The organism is Methylobacterium sp. DB0501, from assembly GCF_011043735.1.
GTDB classification, from domain to species: Bacteria; Pseudomonadota; Alphaproteobacteria; order Rhizobiales; family Beijerinckiaceae; genus Methylobacterium; species Methylobacterium alsaeris.
Genome location: NZ_JAAKGV010000012.1, coordinates 96,793 through 116,699, shown reverse-complemented (window position 1 = coordinate 116,699; position 19,907 = coordinate 96,793). Strand labels below are relative to the sequence as shown.

Annotated in this window: 16 protein-coding genes; 14 read left to right on the top strand and 2 right to left on the bottom strand. The window is 70.9% G+C overall.

The window, feature by feature from the left end:
- Positions 1–13: 13 nt before the first annotated feature.
- The 9 genes from G4G93_RS18700 to G4G93_RS18660 all read left to right on the top strand — a co-directional run bounded on the left by G4G93_RS18700 (position 14) and on the right by G4G93_RS18660 (position 10,882).
- Positions 14–1,900, top strand: coding sequence for an ABC transporter permease (locus G4G93_RS18700; protein WP_165086227.1), 1,887 nt, complete (start codon positions 14–16; stop codon positions 1,898–1,900).
- Positions 1,897–2,679, top strand: a complete 783-nt coding sequence (locus G4G93_RS18695; RefSeq protein ID WP_165086226.1) for an ABC transporter ATP-binding protein — start codon at positions 1,897–1,899, stop codon at positions 2,677–2,679. Before G4G93_RS18700 ends, G4G93_RS18695 begins: the two co-directional genes overlap by 4 nt.
- Entirely contained in the window at positions 2,676–3,386 is a 711-nt protein-coding gene (locus G4G93_RS18690) for an ABC transporter ATP-binding protein (RefSeq protein ID WP_165086225.1), read from the top strand. The genes G4G93_RS18695 and G4G93_RS18690 overlap by 4 nt, the downstream gene beginning before the upstream one ends.
- 310 nt (positions 3,387–3,696) lie before the next feature.
- Positions 3,697–5,748, top strand: a complete 2,052-nt coding sequence (locus G4G93_RS18685; protein ID WP_165086224.1) for a hydantoinase/oxoprolinase family protein — start codon at positions 3,697–3,699, stop codon at positions 5,746–5,748.
- Positions 5,745–7,451, top strand: coding sequence for a hydantoinase B/oxoprolinase family protein (locus G4G93_RS18680; RefSeq protein ID WP_165086223.1), 1,707 nt, complete (start codon positions 5,745–5,747; stop codon positions 7,449–7,451). The genes G4G93_RS18685 and G4G93_RS18680 overlap by 4 nt, the downstream gene beginning before the upstream one ends.
- Positions 7,448–8,950 carry a 6-hydroxynicotinate reductase gene (locus G4G93_RS18675; RefSeq protein ID WP_165086222.1) on the top strand — a complete coding sequence of 501 codons (1,503 nt, stop codon included), beginning with the start codon at positions 7,448–7,450 and terminating at the stop codon, positions 8,948–8,950. Before G4G93_RS18680 ends, G4G93_RS18675 begins: the two co-directional genes overlap by 4 nt.
- On the top strand, positions 8,947–9,429 hold the full coding sequence (locus G4G93_RS18670) for a MarR family winged helix-turn-helix transcriptional regulator (protein WP_165086221.1): 483 nt from the start codon (positions 8,947–8,949) through the stop codon (positions 9,427–9,429). Before G4G93_RS18675 ends, G4G93_RS18670 begins: the two co-directional genes overlap by 4 nt.
- 5 nt (positions 9,430–9,434) lie before the next feature.
- Positions 9,435–10,307, top strand: a complete 873-nt coding sequence (locus G4G93_RS18665; protein ID WP_165086220.1) for a UPF0280 family protein — start codon at positions 9,435–9,437, stop codon at positions 10,305–10,307.
- Complete coding sequence (locus G4G93_RS18660; RefSeq protein WP_165086219.1) at positions 10,304–10,882, top strand: amino acid synthesis family protein; 579 nt, start codon at positions 10,304–10,306, stop codon at positions 10,880–10,882. Before G4G93_RS18665 ends, G4G93_RS18660 begins: the two co-directional genes overlap by 4 nt.
- A 141-nt stretch (positions 10,883–11,023) precedes the next feature.
- On the opposite strand, the gene G4G93_RS18655 is transcribed toward G4G93_RS18660, so the two are convergent.
- Positions 11,024–12,433, bottom strand: a complete 1,410-nt coding sequence (locus G4G93_RS18655) for a GGDEF domain-containing protein (protein WP_165086218.1) — start codon at positions 12,431–12,433, stop codon at positions 11,024–11,026.
- Positions 12,434–12,927: 494 nt separating this feature from the next.
- Complete coding sequence (locus tag G4G93_RS18650) at positions 12,928–13,857, bottom strand: AEC family transporter (protein ID WP_165086217.1); 930 nt, start codon at positions 13,855–13,857, stop codon at positions 12,928–12,930.
- Positions 13,858–13,905: 48 nt separating this feature from the next.
- Here G4G93_RS18650 and G4G93_RS18645 point away from each other — a divergent pair, with 48 nt between their 5' ends.
- The 5 genes from G4G93_RS18645 to G4G93_RS18625 all read left to right on the top strand — a co-directional run bounded on the left by G4G93_RS18645 (position 13,906) and on the right by G4G93_RS18625 (position 19,897).
- Entirely contained in the window at positions 13,906–14,112 is a 207-nt protein-coding gene (locus G4G93_RS18645; RefSeq protein WP_165086216.1) for a hypothetical protein, read from the top strand.
- Positions 14,113–14,200: 88 nt separating this feature from the next.
- A complete protein-coding gene (locus tag G4G93_RS18640; RefSeq protein WP_165086215.1) occupies positions 14,201–14,455 on the top strand; it encodes a hypothetical protein in 255 nt (84 codons plus the stop codon).
- Positions 14,456–14,472: 17 nt separating this feature from the next.
- Positions 14,473–14,754 carry an adenylosuccinate synthase gene (locus G4G93_RS18635; protein ID WP_165086214.1) on the top strand — a complete coding sequence of 94 codons (282 nt, stop codon included), beginning with the start codon at positions 14,473–14,475 and terminating at the stop codon, positions 14,752–14,754.
- 396 nt (positions 14,755–15,150) lie between these two features.
- Positions 15,151–16,884, top strand: coding sequence for a ubiquinone-dependent pyruvate dehydrogenase (gene poxB / locus G4G93_RS18630; RefSeq protein WP_165086213.1), 1,734 nt, complete (start codon positions 15,151–15,153; stop codon positions 16,882–16,884).
- Between the two features lie 658 nt (positions 16,885–17,542).
- Complete coding sequence (locus G4G93_RS18625) at positions 17,543–19,897, top strand: TonB-dependent siderophore receptor (protein WP_165086212.1); 2,355 nt, start codon at positions 17,543–17,545, stop codon at positions 19,895–19,897.
- Positions 19,898–19,907: the final 10 nt, after the last annotated feature.

The following is a 19,907-nucleotide window of genomic DNA, read 5'->3' as shown; positions in this document are numbered from 1 at the left end:
AGCGAAAGGCCCCATGGACCCGTCCTTCCTCGTCCTCCAGGCACTGTCCGGGCTCGCCAGCGCCTCGTCGCTGTTCGTGATCGCCTCCGGGCTGACGATCGTGTTCGGCGTCACCCGGATCGTGAACTTCGCCCACGGCTCGTTCTACATGCTGGGGGCGTACATCGCGGTCACGATCGTGCCGCGACTCCTCGACCTCTCCTACTCGCCGGCCGCGTTCTTCCTCGGGGTGCTGCTCTCCGCCCTCCTCGTCGGTGTCGTCGGCGTCGCCGTCGAGGTACTGCTGCTCCGCCGCATCTACCGCGTGCCGGAGCTGTTCCAGCTGCTCGCCACCTTCGGCGTCGTGCTGATCGTCGAGGACCTGGTGCTCAAGATCTGGGGACCGGTCGACATCGCCGGCCCGCGCGCGCCGTCGCTCCGCCACGGCGTCGAGATCCTGGGGCAGCGCTTTCCGGCCTACGAGCTGGTGCTGATCGCGGTCGGCCCCCTGGTGCTGGGTCTCCTCTGGCTCCTCATGCACCGCACCCGCTTCGGGGTGCTGATCCGGGCCGCGACCCAGGATCGCGAGATGGTCGGCGCGCTCGGGGTCAACCAGGCGCGGCTCTTCACCCTGACGCTGTTCCTCGGCGCCAGCCTCGCGGGGCTCGGCGGCGCGCTTCAGATCCCGCGCATCCCCGCCAACGCCCACATGGACCTCTCGGTCATCACCGACGCCTTCGTGGTCACGGTGATCGGCGGCATGGGCTCGGTGCCGGGCGCCTTCGTGGCCGCGCTGATCATCGGCCAGCTCCAGGCCTTCGGCATCCTGATCTTCCCGAAGGTGACGCTGGTCCTGGTCTTCGCCCTGATGGCGGTGGTGCTGGTGGTCAAGCCCTGGGGTCTGTTCGGCCGGCCGGACGCCGGCTCGGGCCGGGTGATGCCGCCGGAGGGCATCCCGGGTCTGCGCCGCTTCCGCCCGGCGGAAGCCGCACTCGCGGGGCTCGCGATCGTCGCGCTCCTGGCGGTGCCGCTTATCGGCGACGCCTACAAGGTGAAGGTCGCGACCGAGATCCTGATCTTCGCGCTCGCCGCCTTCTCGCTGCAATTCCTGGTCGGGGTCGGCGGCCTCGTCTCGTTCGGGCACGCGGCCTATTTCGGCCTCGGCGCCTATGCGGCGGGGCTTCTCGTCACCGGGCCGTTCAAGGCGCCGATGGAACTGGCACTGCTGGCGGCGCCGCTCGCCGCGGGACTCGGCGCAGCCCTGTTCGGCTATTTCATCGTCCGGCTATCGGGCATCTACCTCGCGATGCTGACGCTGGCCTTCGGGCAGATCGTCTACGCGATCTGCTTCCAGTGGGTCGAGGTGACGGGGGGCGACAACGGCGTCGTCGGGGTCTGGCCCTCGGCCTGGGCCTCGGGCCGCACCACCTACTTCTACCTCGTCGCCGCCCTGTCGCTCGGCGCAATCGTCCTCTTGCGCCGGGTGATCTACGCGCCCTTCGGCTACACGTTGCGGGCGGCGCGCGATTCCGCCACGCGGGCGGAGGCGATCGGCCTCGACGTGCGCACCCATCGCTGGCTCGCCTTCACCCTTGCGGGCGCCGCGGCCGGGCTCGCCGGTGGGCTCTACGCCTTCATGAAGGGTTCGATCGACCCGACGCTGACCGGCATCCCGCTCTCGATCGACTTCCTGGTGATGGTTCTGGTCGGCGGCATCCAGACCGTGATGGGCCCGCTCGTCGGCGCTGCCTTCTTCCACGCGCTGAAGGACGCGGTGATGCCGCTGACCGAGTTCTGGCGCCTGCTGCTGGGGATGGCGATCATCGCGACGGTGCTCGCCTTCCCGCGGGGGCTGGCCGGCGCCGCCGAGGCCCTGCGCGGCCGCATGCCGGGCCCCAAGCCCGTGGAGGCCTCGGCATGACTCTCCTCGTCGTCGAGGGCCTGACCAAGCGCTTCGGCGGCGTCGCCGCCGCCAAGGACGTGTCCTTCACGCTGGCCGCCGGCGAGATGCTGGCGATCATCGGGCCGAACGGGGCCGGCAAGTCCACCACCTTCAACATGGTGGGTGGGCAGCTCCGCCCCGATTCCGGCACCATCGCCCTCGACGGGCGGTCGATCGCCGGGTTGCCGGCCCGGGCGATCGGGAAGGCCGGCGTCGGGCGTACCTTCCAGGTCGCCCAGACCTTCGTGTCGATGACGGTGGCGGAGAACGTCCAGATGGCGCTGCTGTCGCATCACGGCCGCTCGCGCGGCCTCTTCCGGGACGCGAGCGCCCTCTACCGCGACGAGGCGCTGTCGCTGCTGGCCGGCGTCGGGATGCGCACCGACGCCGAGCGGTCGGTCTCGGAACTGGCCTACGGCGACGTGAAGCGGGTGGAGCTGGCGGTCGCGCTCGCCTCGCGCCCGAAGCTCCTGCTGATGGACGAGCCCACCGCCGGCATGGCGCCGCGGGAGCGCTCGGGGCTGATGGCGCTCACCGCCGAGGTGGCGCGGACGAACCGCATCGGCGTCCTCTACACCGAGCACGACATGGAGGCGGTCTTCGCCCATGCCGACCGGGTGCTGGTGCTGGTGCGCGGCGAGATCGTCGCCGCCGGCACGCCGGAGGAGATCCGTGCCGACCCGCGGGTGAAGCAGGTCTATCTCGGCGAGGCCGGCACCGAGGCGGCGATGCGCGCGCGCCGGAAGGCGGTGGCATGAGGGCCCTCCTCGACGTCTCCGGCCTCACGGCTTCCTACGGCCGGGCCCAGGTGCTGTTCGGCGTCACCCTGACGCTGCGGCCCGGCGAGGTCGTGGCCCTGATGGGCCGCAACGGCGCCGGCAAGTCGACGACGCTGAAAGCCATCATGGGCGTGCTGCCGCCGACCGGCGGCACGGTCTGGTTCGAGGGCCAGGCGGTGTCCGGCTGGGAGCCCTTTCGCGTCGCCCGCCGCGGCCTCGGCTACGTGCCGGAGGAGCGGCGCATCTTCACCGATCTCACGGTGATGGAGAACCTGGAGGTCGGCCGCAAGGTGCCGGCGGACGGACGCGCCGCCTGGACGCCGGACGAGCTGTTCTCGATCTTTCCCAACCTCGCCGAGATGCGCGGCCGCCGCGCCGCCGCGATGTCGGGAGGCGAGCAGCAGATGCTCACCATCGCCCGCACCCTGATGGGCAATCCCCACGCGGTGCTGCTCGACGAGCCCTCGGAAGGCCTGGCCCCGGTCATCGTCGAGCAGATGGCCGACGCGGTGCTGCGAATGAAGGGCGAGGGCATCGCAGTGCTGCTCTCGGAACAGAACCTGAGCTTCGCCGGCGCGGTCTCGGACCGGGCCTACGTGATCGAGAAGGGTGCGATCCACTTCGAGGGCACGATGGCGGCCTTGGAGGCGGACGAGGCGGTCAGGGAGGCGTACCTGACGGTGTGAGGGGGGTCGGAGATGGCGCGGGATCTCCGTTCCCGCGTCTCACAGGCTAACTCGCTGCAAATACGGGCGCTTTCCCCTCCCCCTTGTGGGGAGGGGTTGGGGGTGGGGGTGGTGCCGGAGAAGCCTTGTGCTCGACGCGGCACCACCCCAACCTCCAACGCCTCTCCACAACTTGCAGCGATACCGGGCTTGCCCGGTATCGCCGAGGGAAGGAGGGGCGCGCGACTTTTAAAGGGTAGGGTGTCGAGACGGCGCCGGCTCACGCCCGCCCCCAACGAAACCGTTCGTAGGCGAATGATCGAGGTGTGACGTGAGACGCGTGGCGGGCATCGATGTCGGCGGCACATTCACCGACCTTCTCCTGACGGAGGTGGATTCCTCGGGCGTGCGGGTGCGCCTCGCCAAGGTGCCGACGACCGTGCGCAACCAGGCCGAGGGCGTGCTCGCGGCGATCTCCGCCGCCGCGGTGGCGCCGGCGGACCTCGACCTCGTCATCCACGGCACCACCGCCACCACCAACGCGGTGCTGGAGCGCAAGACGGCGAAAGTCGGCCTCATCACCACGGAAGGGTTTCGCGACGTCCTCGAACTCGGGCGCCGGACCCGGCCGAAGCCTTACGGCATGTTCGGCACCTTCGAGCCGCTGATCCCGCGCGAATGGCGCCGCGAGGTGCCCGAGCGGGTCATGGCCGACGGCACGGTGCGCACCCCGCTCGACGAGGCGGCGGTGGCGGAGGCCGTCCGCGCCCTGCTGGCGGAGGGCTGCGAAGCCCTGGTGATCCACTTCCTCCACGCCTACGCCAATCCCGCGCACGAGCTGCGCGCCGGCGCCGTCGCGAAGGCCCTCTGGCCGAATCCCTATGTCACCCTCGGCCACGCGCTCCTGTCGGAGTTCCGCGAATACGAACGTGGCACCACCGCCTCGGTCAACGCCGCGGTGCAGCCGATCCTCGACCGCTACATCCGCCGCCTCCAGGACGAGCTGCGCACCCAAGGCTTTTCCCGCGACCTGCTGGTGATGAACGGCAATGGCGGCACCGTGCCGGCGGGGCTCGTCGTCGAGGCGGCGGCCAAGACCGTGATGTCAGGCCCGGCCTCCGGGGTGATGGCCGCCGCCGCCACCCTCGCCCAGTCGGGGCTGAAGAACGCCATCACGTACGACATGGGCGGCACCTCCACCGACGTGGCGCTGATCGCCGGCGGCGTGCCGGAGGTCTCGGCGGAACTCACCATCGATTACGGTTTGCCGATCCACCTGCCGATGGTCGACGTCCACACGGTCGGGGCCGGCGGCGGCTCGATCGCCTCCGTCGACCGGGCGGGGATGCTCCGGGTCGGGCCCGAGAGCGCCGGCTCGGAGCCCGGCCCGATCGGCTACGGCCGCGGCGGCACCCGGCCGACCATCACCGACGCCAACCTGGTGCTCGGACGCCTCGACCCCGGCCGCCTCACCGCGGTCCGGCCGGGCGTCTCCCTCGAGGCGATCCGGGCGGCTTTCGCCCGCGACCTCGCCGGCCCCCTCGGCATGAGCGTCGAGGAGGCGGCCGAGGCGGTGATCCGGCTCGGCAACGTCCACATGACCGGCGCGATTCGCATGGTGTCCCTGTCGCGCGGCTACGACCCGCGCGACTTCGTGCTCTTCGCCTTCGGGGGGGCCGGGCCGCTCCACGCCGTGGCGCTCGCGCGGGAACTCGGCATCCCGGAAGTGCTGGTGCCGGCGCGCCCCGGCCTCACCAACGCGCTGGGCTGCCTTGTCGCCGATCTGCGCCAGGACCGGGTGCGCACGCTCAACCGGCCGCTCGACGGGTTCGACATGGCCGACCTGCGGGCCGTGCTGGAGGAGCAGGCGGCCGACGCCCTCGCGATGGTGGCCGAGGAGCAGGCCGAGATCGAGGAGACCACGGTCACCTACGGGGCCGACATGCAGTTCCGCGGCCAGACCCACCTGATCCGCGTCGCCCTGCCCTCCCCGGACATCGACCGCGCGGCGCTCCAGGAGCTGTTCGAGGCGGCGTATTTCCGCCGCTTCCAGGTCCGGCTGCCGGAGATCCGGGCGGTGCTCGTCAACCTCGTCACCTCGGTGATCGGCCGGCGCCGCCCCTTCCCGCTCGCGGCGTTGATCGATGGGCGCGGCCGCACCGATCTCGCGGGCGCCCGCCTCGGCACCCGGCCGGTCTATGCCGGCGGCGCCTGGCACGAGGCGGCGATCTACGCCCGCGAGGCCCTGCCGCTCGGGGCCGAGATCGCCGGCCCGGCGGTGATCCAGCAGATCGACGCCACCACGGTGATCGAGCCCGGCGCGACGGCGCGGGTCGACGCCATCGGCAACCTGAGGATCCGGGCAGAAGGACCATCGGCATGAGCCAGCTCGACGCGCTCACCCTCGCGGTGATCCAGGCCGGGTTGCAGCAGGTCTGCAACGAGATGGACATCGCGTTCTCGCGCTCCGCCTTCTCGCCGGTGATCGCCGAGGCCGACGACCGCTCCGACGGGATCTACGACCGCGACACCGGCGCGCTGATCTCGCAGGGCGAGTACGGGCTGCCGGTCTTCGTCGGCACGATGCAGTATTCGACCGGAGAGCTGATCCGGCTGATCCGCGAGGCCCGGGTCGGGGCACCGGAGCCCGGCGACATCTACATCGTCAACGACCCCTATCTCGGCGGCACGCACCTGATGGACGTGCGCTTCGTCCGTCCGGTCTTCGTCGAGGGCGAACTCTTCTGCTGGCTGCAGAATACCGGCCACTGGCCCGATATCGGCGGCATGGTGCCGGGCGGCTTCTCGGCCCACGCGACGGAAGTCGAGCAGGAGGGCCTGCGCCTGCCGCCGGTCAAGCTGTTCAAGCGCGGCACGATGGACCAGGAAATCTTTTCCATCATCTCCTCGAACATCCGCGTCGCCGACCAGCGCATCGGCGACATCAAGGCGCAAGCCGCCGCCCTGATGGTCGGCGAGAGCCGGCTCGCCGACCTGCTGGCGAAGGTCGGCCGCAAGACCCTGGACGCCGCGATCAAGGAGATCCGCGCCCGCTCTGCCGAGCGGATGCGGGCCGAGATCCGCCAGATCCCGGACGGCACCTACCGGTCGGAGGCCTTCGTCGATTCCGACGGCGTGGTGGACGAGCCCCTGCGCATCGCCCTGACGATGACCAAGGCCGGAGACGGCCTCACCTTCGACTTCTCGGGCTCGTCCCCGCCCTGCCGCGGCCCGATGAACTCGGTGGTGGCGACGACCTATTCCTCGGTCTACCTCGCGGTGAAGCACGTCTTCCCGGACGTGCCGATCAATGCCGGCACCTTCGAGCCGCTGACGATCGTACGGCCCGAGGGCACCTTCCTCGATGCGCGCTATCCGCGGCCCGTCTCGGGCTGCGCCGCGGAGGTGAGCCAGCGCATCGCGGAAGCCGTGTTCCTGGCCCTCGTCCAGGCGATCCCCGAGCGTGTCACGGCGGCGCCCGCCGGCACGTCGGGCAACTTCGCGCTGGGCGGCTTCGACCCGGCGAAGAACGCCCCTTACGTGATGTACCAGATCACCGGCGGCGGCTACGGCGGCAATGCCGGCCATGACGGGCTCTCCAACGGCTGCTCCACCATCGGCATCTCGAAGACCGCGCCGGTCGAGGTGATGGAGCAGTATTATCCGGTACTCTTCCGCCGCTTCGCCTTGCGCGAGGGCTCCGGTGGTGCGGGCGCCCATCGCGGCGGGTTCGGCGTCCATTACGAGGTCGAGTTGCTGCGCGGCGAGGCCCGGGCCTCGTTCGTGATGGATCACGGCCGGTTCGGGCCGCCGGGGGTGCTCGGCGGGGCCGCCGGGGCGCCGAACGTGGTGCGCATCCATCGCAACGGGGAGACGTTCACGCCGCTCCACCTGTCGAAGGACCAGAACATCGCGATCCGGGCCGGCGACCGGGTCGAGGTGATGACCCCGGGCGGCGGCGGCTACGGTGCGCCCGGGACCCGCGACCCCGCGCTCGTCGCCCGCGACCTGCGCCGGGGCTACTATCGGGCCGACGAGGCGAAAGACCTGTGGGGCGAGGACATCCTCGGGGGGACGCAGTCATGAGCGCCGACAGCCTGAGCACGCAAGCGCGCTCCAAGAAGTTCGGCGCCCAGGAGGCCGACGGCATCGTGCGCTGCGATGCCTGCCCGGTCCTGTGCCGGATCCGCCCCGGCCGCTCCGGCGCCTGCTCGCGCTACGCCAACGAGGACGGCCACCTGGTCCGCACCGACCCGGTCGTGCTGCTGCACGACGCGGCGGAGGCCGGCCGTACGCTGGTGCCGTTCGGCGCGGCGGAGTGGGACGGGCGGGTGCTCGATCCCTCGCGCACCTTCGTCACCGGCATCGGCGCCGGCACCACCTATCCGGACTACAAGCCCGCCCCCTTCATCGTGGCGAGCGAGCACGACGGCGTCGAGACCGTCACGGTCGTGACCGAGGGCATCTTCAGCTATTGCGGCGTGAAGGTGAAGATCGACACCGACCGCCATCTCGGCCCCGAGCGGGCGGCGATCCGGGTCAACGGGGAAGAAGTCGGCCACGTCACCACCGCCGAGTACGGCTCGCAGATGCTGTCGGTCGGCGGGGTGCGCCACCTCACCGGCGGCTCGAAGAAGGAGGGCAACGTCACCTGCGACACGCTGCTCCGCCTCTGCTCGGGCGATCCGGTGACGATGGTGATCGAGGGCGGCCACGAGGTCGTGGTCCAGGCCGGCCACGCGCCGATCGTCGACGGTACGCGTGAGCAGCGCATGCGCGTCGGCTGCGGCTCGGCGACCGTCGGCATCTTCGCGCAGCAATGGCTCGGCCACGCCGACGAGGTGATCGTCGTCGACGACCACATCACCGGCGTTCTCACCGAGCACCAGGCCGGCCGGGTTCTCGGCATGCGCCCGGCGGGCATCCGGGTCCGCGGGCGGCGCTCGACGCCGGGCCGCTACTTCCAGGTCGCCCAGCCGGGGGTCGGCTGGGGCGGCACCGACATCGCCGATCCGCTCGGGATCATCCAGGCGATCGACCCTGCCGCCGCCTGGCCGGGCCTGCGCCTCCTCATGACCTCGACCACCGGCGAGCACGCCCTCTGGCTCGTCCTCGACGACGACCTGAAGCCCGTCCCGGCCGAGATGCCGGCGCCGGTGCGCCACGTCGTCGACCGCATCGGCGAGAATTGCGAGCCGTCGCTGTGCACCGTCCTGTTCATGGCCGGCGCCGGCGGCAGCCTGCGGGCCGGCGTGACCGAGAACCCGGTGCTGCTCACCCGCTCGGTCGCGGCCGGCGAGACCCGGGTGACGATGGGCGGCGCGCCGGTCACGGTCTGGCCCGGCGGCGGCATCACGGTGATGGCCGACGTGACGCGGCTGCCGCGGAACGCCTTCGGATCGGTGCCGACCCCGGCGATCGTCGCGCCGATCGAGTTCACCCTGCCGCGCGACCTCTATGCGCGCTTAGGCGGGCATGACGGCGACGTGGTGGCGATGGCGGACGTCCTGCGCGAGGTCGGGCCCGCTGCGCGGATCGACGGGTGGAATCCCGCCCATCCCTGGCCGGCCGGAGAGGTCGCATGAACGCTCCCCACGCGAGTGCCGCGCCGCTCCCCGCCCCCGAGCCGGAGATCGGCGCCGGAATCCTGGACCGCTACCGGGTCGAGGACCAGATCGGCTATCTGCTCCGGCGGGCGCACCAGCGCGCCTCCTCGATCTTCGAGGCGGTGATGCGGGAGTTCTCGGTCACGCCGGTGCAATTCGCCGTCCTGTGCAAGCTGCACGACCTCGGGCCGACCTCGCAGAACCACGTCGGGCGGCTCGTCGGGGTCGATCCCGCGACGATGTTCGGCGTCGCCCGTCGGCTGACCGCCCGCGGCCTGGTGCGCCCGACGGCGGACGAGGCCGATGCGCGACTGGTGCTGCTGGCGCTCACCGACGAGGGCGTCCGGGTGATCGAGGCGATGAAGGGCCGTGGGCCCGAGGTGACGGCCCGCACCCTCGCCCCCCTCTCGCCGGCGGAGGCCGACATGCTGGTGCGCCTCATCGCGCGGCTCGGCTGACGCCCGTGGACGGCCCGGCGCACCGGTTCCTGGCCGACGGCCGGCTGCACCTGCAGCACGGGCCGATCGACCTCGTGCTGCGCGCCTGGGGCGCGGAAGCCGCGGTGGCGCAGGCGCAGGCGGCGGCCGTCGCGCGCTTCGCCACGGTCCTGGGCGAGCTCGTCGGCGAACTCCCGGAACTGCGGAAAGCCATGAGCGAACGCCCCCGGGTCGAGGGCAGGATCGCCCGCCGGATGGTCGCGGCCTGCCGGCGCCACCGGGACTTCGTCACGCCGATGGCGGCGGTGGCGGGCGCGGTGGCGGACGAGATCCTGGAGGCGATGTGCGAGGCGGGCCCCCTCGACAAGGCCTTCGTCAACGACGGCGGCGACATCGCCCTGCATCTCACCGAGGGGGAGACCCTGGCGATCGGGGTCGCCGGGGATTTCTCCCGCGGCCCGGTGCCGGCGCTGAACGGCCGGGTGACCTTGCGCCACCAGGACGGGATCGGCGGCATCGCCACCTCGGGGCGGCAGGGCCGCTCCTTCTCCCTCGGGCTGGCCGATTCGGTGACGGTGCTCGCCCGCGACGCCGCAGGCGCCGATGCCGCCGCGACGCTGATCGCCAACGCGGTCGACCTACCGGGTCATCCGGGGGTGGAAAGGGTACCGGCCACCGCGCTCGATCCCGATTCCGACCTGGGCGCCCGCCTCGTCACCGTCGCGGTGCCGGTGCTCTCGGCGGCGGAGATCGACGCCGCCCTCGAGGCCGGGCGGCGCCGGGCGGCGGGATTCCGCGAAGCCGGTCTGATCCGCTCCGCCGCCCTGATGCTCCAGGGCCGGTCCGTCAGTCTCGAAGACCCGAGCATTCTCGACAACAGAAGGGAGATCCGCCCATGATCGAGGTCCGCAAGATCGTCGTCACCGTCGAGGAGGTCCGCCACGACGGCGGTCCCGCGCTCGACGCCCCGATCCTCAAGGGCTCGGTCGCCTGCGTGCTCCGAAACCCCTTCGCCGGGCGCTACGAGGCCGAGATCACCCCGATGATGGAGGCGCTCAAGCCCCTCGGCGTCGAATGCGCCCGCAAGCTCCTCGACGCGCTCGGCGGCGATCCCGGCCGGATCGAGGCCTACGGCAAGGGCTCGCTGGTGGGCGCTTCCGGCGAGCTGGAGCACGGGGCGCTGTGGCACGTGCCCGGCGGCTACGCGATGCGCGAGCTGCTCGGCCAGGCGCTCGCCATCGTGCCGTCGATGACCAAGGTCGGGCCGATGGGCGCCTCCCTCGACGTGCCGATCCATCACAAGGACGCGGCCTATGTCCGCTCGCATTTCGACGGGATCACGGTGGCGGTGGCGGATGCCCCGCGCGCCGACGAGATCCTGTTCGCGCTGGCGATGACCACGGGCGGCCGGCCGCATGCCCGGGTCGGAGGGTTGACCAAGGATGCGATCGGGAAGTGGGACGGGCAGCGGTGAGTGCGGCGTCGGCGTGGAGCCGGCAGGCCAGCCCGGCGACGTCAAGGCTCGGCCCGTTTCCGGATTTCGCTTCGCCGCCACAGGATGCCTGAGCGGGCGCCGGAATCGCCGCGTCCGCCGATCGCGGGCGGTCGCGGCGCCCTACGCCGCCCCCCGCTCCGGCATCACCGCATCCGGCCGCGGCCCGGGGCTCGCCTCGACGCGGTTGCGGCCGTTGCGCTTGCAGCGATAGAGCGCGGCATCCGCCCGCGCGACCAGGCTGTCGGTGCTCTCGCCCGGGGTCAGGGTGGCGATGCCGAAGGAGCAGGTGCGGGGGCCGACCTCCGGCAGGGCCGTGCCTTCGACACGCTGGCGCAGGCGCTCGGCGATGGCGGTGGCGGTGGCGAGGTCCGCGCCCGGGCAGAGCAGCATGAACTCCTCACCGCCCCAACGGCCGAGGATGTCGCCGGGGCGAACGGAATCGCGCAGCAGGGCCGCGAAGGCGATCAGCACCTGGTCGCCGACCTTGTGGCCGTGGCGGTCGTTGACCGACTTGAAGTTGTCGACGTCGCCGATGATCAGCGACAAGGGAGCCCCGCCTTGGCCCGCCTGCTCCGCCGCCTCGGCCAGGGCCTCGTCGAGCTTGCGCCGGTTGAACAGCCCGGTCAGCAGGTCGGTATGGGCCAGGGCCTCGAGGTCGCGGGTGCGCTCGGCGATGCGGTCCTGCAGCGTCGCGTTCATCTCGCGCAGGTCGCGCATCAGGGCGGCGTTCTCCTCGAAGGAGCGGCGCAGCCGGTCGCGCATGGTGTTGAGGGCGCCGGCGAGCGCGTGCAGCTCGTTGCGCCCACCCGCCTCGATCGTCAGCGGCGGCGCCGCGAGGGTGTCGGCGTCGATCCGTGCGAGGTAGTCGCGGATCTGCCCCAGGGGACGACCGACCATGGTGCGGATCACGAGATAGAAGATGAACCACAGCATCAGCGACTTGATCGCGGAGTTGATCAGGATCACGTAGAGCGTATTCTTGACCTGCTCGATGGCGATGCTGTCGTCCGAATGGACGGTCCAGGAGCCGATGGGGTAGAGGCGGCCGTTCTCGTCGGTGTGGACGACCGGAAAGGTGCGGCTGAACGACGTGCCGAAGCTGCCGCTGGTGGATTTCATCTCGTCGTTGCGGCTGATATGCCAGACCTTGCCGGCCGGGTCGGTGAAGGTGCCGATCGCCTGGACGCGCTGGCCGGCCTCGTCGCGGACCTCGACGCCCACGACGGCCGGGATCTCGTGCATGCCCGCCAGGATGCCGCGCAGCACCTCGGCGTTGTAGCGCCACATCGCATCCTCGATGCCGGGGCTGAAGGTTCGCTGCAACGAATCCACGTCGTCCTGGAGGCGCTGGCTCGCGGCCCGGTAGGCGACCAGCATCTGGATCGCCGTGAGGCCGACCGCCACGACGACGTAGCAGCCGAAGATCACCCGCATCAGCCGGCCGGCGAGCGCGCGATCGCGCGCGGGCGCTTTGTCGCGCGGGGGCGGCCCGCCGCCGAAGATGCCGCCGAGGAAGCGAGGAACCGCCATGCCTTAAGCGCAGCCCCCGGGGCCGCGGCGTCGGACAACCGTGCCCGCATCATGCAGGAAGACCACGCCCGCGACGCGCTTGAGACGACGGCCTTCCTGTTCCATTCCCGCTCCCGCCCTCCGAGCCCGATCCAGTTCTGTTAGACTCGGAGCCGACATTCAAGATCCGGTTAATCGACTGCGTGCCGGCATCATAGCACTAAATTCCTAAAATTCGCCGCCCGATCGATCCGGTCCCGCCCGCCGGTGCTGCGGAAGGCCGAACATGAGAGGGTGAATTAGGCCCGTCTCGACAGTCCCGACCCGAGACGATCACGCCGTCCGGACTTGATTTATCCACGAGAATGCACCGCACGCTCAAGCGGATTCCGCGTGCCCGTCCGATCGGGCGGTGCAGGGTGGCGGGCAACGGCCTCGCGGGTTCGTGATACCGCCTCCCCAAGTCATCGTCGGGAGGCGATCGCAGGCTACGGGCCTCGGTCAAGAGGCCGTCGTCAGGCCAGCCATGCCACCAGCAGCGAGACGGTGACCACCGAGGCGACGTGCGAGAGCAGGATCGCCCCCGAGGTTACCCCGGCTTCGAGCCCGTAGAGCTTGGCGAGCGTGAACGGTCCCGAGCCGATCGGCAGGGCGCTGAGCAGCACCGCCGCCCGCGCCCAGAGGTCCGGCATCGCGAAGACCTTGTAGACGAGCAAGGCCGTCACCGCCGGCTGCAGCACCAGCTTGAGGACGACGAGGACGGCCATCGGGCGGATATCCGAGAAGCCGACCCGCTCCTGCGCCAGGAACAGCCCGATGCAGACGAGCGCGCAAGGCGAGGCTGCACCACCCAGGAGCGCGGTGAAGCGCTCGACCGGCCCCGGCACCGACGCGCCGGTGAGGCCGACCGCGAGGCCCGCGAGGGGCGCGATCAGAAGCGGGTTGCGCACCAGCGCCAGCACCACCTTGCGGGCGGTGCCCGATCCCGCCCCCTTCTGCAGGTCGAGCTCGATGAGCACGATCGCGAACAGGAACAGCACGCAGGCTGTGAACAGCGTCGCGATCACCGCCGCCGGCAGGCTCGCGGGCCCGAACACCAGGAGGCAGAGCGGGATGCCCATGAATCCGACATTGCTGTAGCCGGCATCCAGCCCCTCGATGCAGGCCTGGGCGCCGCGCAAGCCGCGCCCGAACCCGAGCCCGTAGGCCACCGCGAAGGCCGCCGCGATGCCGCCCGCGAAGGATGCCGCGAACCCGACCTGGGCGACCTGATCGGGGGTGATCTTCGCCATCGCGCCGAACATCAGCGCCGGCAGGGCGAGGTAGATCGCGAACCGGTTCAGGCTGTCGGCCGCCGCCGGCCCGAACAGGGCGGTGCGGCCGAACAGGAAGCCCGTCAGGATCAGGGCGAAGATCGGGAGAGCGGCGTTGAGGACGGCCTGCATCGGGAAAGGGCGCCGGGACCGGGCGGAGCGCCGGCAAGTGCCGCTTTGGTGCAGCTTCGGCGCAGGCGCAAGGGTGCGGCCCGCCCCGCCCGCGATCGGGAGGCGGCCGATCGCGACGCCGTGGGCGGTGGGCGCATCGTTCGAGCGGATCGCCATCCCGTTGACGATTCGACCGGCGGCATGGTCGATGCGGCGTCGACGGAACTGGATGGCCGCGACGACGAAGCGGTGGAGCCGCGCCGGGCGATGGTCTAGAACGAAAAAAGAACAGGCAGGGCGGTGGTTTAAGGCCCCGCTTCGGGGCCGGGCGACACGGCCGGTGGCACGGTGGCGGGAGATCGGGATGACGATGCGGACGACCTTCATGGTGCAGACGTTCGAGGTGCACCGGAAGCGGCTGCGGCCGGGCGCACGGGACGTGGCGCCGACGGAGAGCGGGGCGCTCAAGCGCGCCGAGGCGATCGCCGGACGGATGCCGGGGGCGGCAGCCCTGCGGATCGTCGCGGACGACGAGACGGGCGAACTCGAGAGCGTGACGATCCTCGGCCAGTTCGGGGAGATCCCCGACGACTTCGCCGAGCAGGTCAGCGGCGGCTGAGGACGGGACACACGACGATGGCTTTCAAGGCGAAATCGGCGGCGGAGACCAAGGCCGCGGAACTGGCGTCGATCCTGGTCCGGATCGCGGACCGGGAGGGCGTGCCGGTCCAGGTCGGCGTGGACGAGTTGCGCCGGGCGAGCCCGCGCCTCACCCCGCTGGCGATCGGGCAGATGTTCCGCCGCCACCGCGACGACCTGGAGGCGGCTCTGGCCGAGCGCGGCTACGCCCTTGTCGACTATGCCGACCAGGGGCCGGGGCGCGGCATGGAGTTCGCCCTTGCCGCCTCCGATGCGTAGGGCCGTCGGCGTGTGCCGCGGGCATGACGGTCCCGGGCACCTCCGGGGACCATGCGTCGGGCGCATGGCACCCTGCACGAAAGTCCGGATTGTGCAGTGCGAAAAATGGTGGGATACAGGGATCACGCAAGGACGCGATGGCGTCGTGGACTTGCCAGCCCTCTTGGGCGTTTCCTCCCTAGACTTCGGGCCACTCGCAAGAGTGGCCTTTTTTCTTGGTCGAACCTGTTTTTGCAAGCCGCCGGGTACCGGCTGCCGATCCTATCCCCTTCCGCGCAGGCCGCCCTAGATGCGGCTCCGGGAAGGGGCGCCCCAGAGAGATCATGTCCGTCGCGACATCGTTCTTCGTGCCCGCGGCGTGCCCGCCGCGGCGGCACCGCTCTGAGGAGACAGGCCATGGCGAGCCGAAACGTTGCCGATCTCTGCATCGAGACCCTGGAACGGGCCGGCGTCGAACGCATCTACGGCGTCGTCGGCGACAGCCTGAACGGTCTGACCGAGGCGATCCGCGCCCGGGGCAGGATTCGCTGGGTGCATGTGCGCCACGAGGAGGTGGCGGCCTTCGCGGCCTCGGCGGAATCGCAAGGTACCGGCGGGCTCGCGGTCTGCGCCGGGTCCTGCGGCCCGGGCCACCTCCACCTCATCAACGGCCTCTACGACGCCCACCGCTCGCGCACGCCGGTGCTGGCGATCGCCGCCCACATCCCCTCGGCCGAGATCGGCACCAACTACTTCCAGGCCACCCATCCGGAAGAGCTGTTCCGGGAGTGCAGCCACTACTGCGAGCTGGTCTCGGATCCGGCCCAGCTGCCTTACGTCCTCGAGATCGCGATCCGCACGGCTCTGGCCAAGGGTGGCGTGTCGGTCGTGGTGATCCCGGGCGACGTCGCCCTCAAGGAGGCACCGGAGCGCGCACTCGCCGCCCCGGCGACGCTCGCGCCGAAACCGCCGATCGTCCTGCCGCAGGCGGCCGAGCTCGATGCGCTGGCCGACCTCCTCAACGATGCGGGCAAGGTGACGTTGTTCTGTGGCCGCGGCTGTGCCGGGGCGCGAGACCAGGTGATCCGGCTCGCGGAGGCCCTGCAGGCGCCGGTGGTGCACGCGCTCGGCGGCAAGGAGCATGTCGAGAGCGACAACCCCTACGATGTCGGGATGACCGGGCTGATCGGCTTCTCCTCCGGCTACGCCGCGATGGAGGCTTGCGACGCCCTGCTGCTGCTCGGCACCGACTTTCCCTACCGCCAGTTCTACCCGGACCACGCCAGGATCGCCCAGGTCGACATCCGGCCGGAGAATCTCGGCCGGCGCTGCCGGCTCGATCTCGGCCTCGTCGGCGACGTCGCGGTGACGATCGCCGGCCTGCTGCCGCGGCTGAAGGCGGGCCGGGATCCGGCCCATCTCGAGCGATCCCTCGAGCACTACGCCAAGGCGCGCGAGGGCCTCGACGAGCTGGCCACCGGCACGCCCGGCCGCAAGCCGGTCCACCCGCAATACCTGGCGAGAAAGCTCAGCGAGGCCGCGGGCCCCGACGCGGTGTTCACCGCCGATGTCGGGACGCCGACCATCTGGGCGGCGCGCTACCTCGCGATGTCGCCGGGCCGGCGGTTGATCGGCTCCTGGGCGCACGGCTCGATGGCGAACGCCATGGCGCACGCGATCGGGCTGCAGGCCGCCCTGCCGGGCCGGCAGGTGATCGCGCTGTCCGGCGACGGCGGCTTCAGCATGCTGATGGGCGACCTCCTCACCCTGGTGCAGGAGAAGTTGCCGGTGAAGGTGGTGGTGTTCAACAACGGCACCCTCGGCTTCGTCGAGATGGAGATGAAGGCCGCCGGCTACCTCGATACCGGCGTCGCGCTCCAGAACCCGGACTTTTCCGCCATCGCCCGCGCCGCGGGCCTGCACGGGCGCCGGGTCGAGGATCCGGGCGACCTGGAAGGGGCGCTCGCCGAGATGCTGGCCCATGACGGCCCCGCCCTCCTCGACGTGGTGACCAACCGCCAGGAACTCGCCATGCCGCCGCGGATCCAGGCCGAGCAGGTCAAGGGCTTCAGCCTCTACGTGATGCGGGCGGTGATGAACGGCCGCGGGGACGAGATCCTGGACCTGGCCAAGAGCAACCTGATCCGCTGAGCGGATCGGCGATGCGCGAAGCGGACCCGGCCGCCGACCGTCCCGGAGCTTCGGCCCGGTGTCGTTCCCGTGCGCGGGCGCGGCGAGCGCCGAGGGCAACGACGGGCGCGCCGGATCGAGACGGCATTCCTGGAACTGCAGTGTGAACGGTCGGGCTTTGCGGCGGTCTCGCCTTCCCGACATCGACGCATCGCGTCGATGGCCCGGCAGCTCGACGGTGAATCGACCGGATGTGGCGCGGTCGATGCTGCCGGTCCAGGATTCGGGCCGGGTTCCGGCAGACCGGTCGGAGCCGCCGCGTCGACGCGGGCGCATGGGGACGATGCGGCAGCTATGTCCTTCGGACTAGACCGATCGGCCTGATGCTGCGATGACCCTGCGGCGGTGCCCGCTCTGTACGGGCGCACCGCCGAGTGTTTCTCCGGGCGGGACAACAGAACCGCCTCGTCGTCCCGATTAGGGCACGACAAATACTGATCGGATTTTCTTGCATCTCCACAAACACAAACAATAAAAACTCTCATTGTAATAGCTAAAAAACATAGTTCTTGTTCGACGACATCGATTTTGTCATTCGGTTTCCAGCCGCGACCCACCGTGCCCTGCCTCACGCTGTTCCGGTCGACGTCGCCGTTCTTCGCTCACCCTGGATGCCCTCATGCCCGTTCCGTTGTCGCGTCGCGCCTCTCCCCTCTCGCAGACGGGGCGTCGCCTGACCCGGTCGCTGCTGTCGGGCGTGGTTCTGTCGGGCGGCATGATGGCGGGCGCACGCGCGCAGGATGCGGCCGAGATCGCGCTTGATGCGATCAGCATCGAGGGCGCCGCCCGGCCGGCGACCGCCACCGCCGCCGGCACGCAACCGGGCGGGGCCCGCGGGCCGGTCCCGGGCTACGTCGCCGCGCGCAGCGTGGTGGCGACCAAGACCGACACCCCGATCCTCGAGACCGCGCAATCGATCACCGTCATCGGCCGCCAGCAGATCGAGGACCAGAACGCGCTGACCATCAACCAGGCGCTGCGCTACAGCCCGAGCGTGACGACCGAGCAGCGCGGCGGCGCCGGCGGGACCCGGCTGGAGCAGTTCGCGATCCGCGGCTTCACGGCGCCGCTCTTCCTCGACGGGATGCGCCTGCCGACCAGCCGCGACGCCTTCCCGTCGGTCGATCCCTACCGGGTCGAGCGCATCGACATCATCAAGGGCCCGGCCTCGGTTCTCTACGGCCAGTCCGGCCCCGGCGGCATCGTGAACCTGACGTCGAAGATGCCGCAATTCGTCCGCCACGGCGAGGTCTTCGTCCAGGGCGGCGGCTTCAGCGAGGTTCGCGGCGGTTTCGATGTCGGCGGGCCGATCACCTCCGGGACGACGATCCCGGGCTCGGAAGAATTCGCCTACCGGGTGACGGGCCTCGGCTGGAACGGCGACGGGCCGGCGACGACGACCCGGGTCGAGCGCGCCTTCATCCAGTCGAGCCTGACCTGGCGCCCCTCGGCCGACACCTCGCTCACCGTGCTGGGCCTCTACCAGCGCGATCCGTTCTCCGGGTTCTACGGCGGCTTCCCGGCCTTCGGCACGGTCTTCCCACGCAATTTCGGCAACGGCATCGTCGGACGCCTGCCGGTCGATTTCTACGACGGCGACCGCAATTTCGAGCAATCGGACCGGACGCAGGCCGCGGTGACCTACATCCTCGACCACCGCTTCGACGACGCCTTCCGCTTCCACTCCTCGGGCCGCTTCCTGCGGACGGAAGGCCAGTATCGCAGCGTCTACGGCGCGTTCAGCGCGACCACGCCGATCTCGGCGCCCTCGGCGCTGACGACCGGGCCGCTGATCAACCGCTCGCGCATCGCCACCGACGTGGCGATCGACGCCTACACGATGGACAACTACTTCGAGGCCAAGTTCGACACCGGGCCCTTCGCCCACACGGCGTTGTTCGGCGTCGACCACCAGACGATCAAGACCCGCACGCTCTCGACGCCGTTCCCGGCGGCGCCCGACCTCAACGCGCTCGCGCCGAACTACGACATGGCCATCGCGGTGCCGGGCTTCACCAGCAACGCCCGCATCACCGCGCAGCAGACCGGCGTCTACCTCCAGGACCAGATCAAGTTCGACCGCCTGCTCCTGACGCTGGGCGGGCGCTACGACACCGCGCGGACGAGCGGTCCGACCCGGACGCTCGCCACCGGTGCCGTCGCCTTCCAGGACGTGCCGTCCGAGGCGCTCACCTACCGGGCGAGCCTGCTCTACCTCTTCGACGGCGGCGTCGCCCCTTACGTCTCCTACAGCGAGGCGTTCGAGCCGATCGCGAGCGGGCGCATCTACGACCCGGCCTTCGGCACGACCGGGCGCATCCCGGACCCGATCTCGAGCCGGCAATACGAGGCCGGCATCAAGTATCAGCCGCCGGGCACCGACATCCTGCTCACCGCGGCGGCCTTCGACATCAAGCGCTCGAACACCCTGACGCCGGACCCGGTGAACGGCCCGACCTTCAGCCTCCAGACCGGCGAGATCGGCGTGCAGGGCGTGGAGTTCGAGGCCCGCGCCACCCTCGCCGGGGGGCTGAACCTGATCGGCGGCGTCTCCTTCCTCGACGTGCGCAACACCCGCGACACCAACACGACCGTCAACCAGGTCACCGGCCAAGCCGTGCCGATCGTGGGCCTGCGACCCGTCCAGGTGCCGGACCGCACCGCCTCGCTGTTCGTCGATTACACGTTCGGGTCCGGCCCGCTCCTGGGCTTGAGCCTCGGCGGGGGCTTTCGCTATCTCGGCGGCTCCTGGGGCGACCCGGCCAACACCTTCCGGGTGCCCGAGGCCGTGCTGGTCGATGCGGTCGCGCGCTACGACTTGAAGCACCTCGACCCGAAGCTCACCGGCTTCGACCTCCAGGTCAACGCGCAGAACCTCCTCGACGACCGCACCGTGACCGGCTGCTTCTCCTACGCGACCTGCTTCTACGGCCTGCCGCGCACGGTCTATGCGACCCTGCGTTACCGTTGGTAAGGGGATTGCC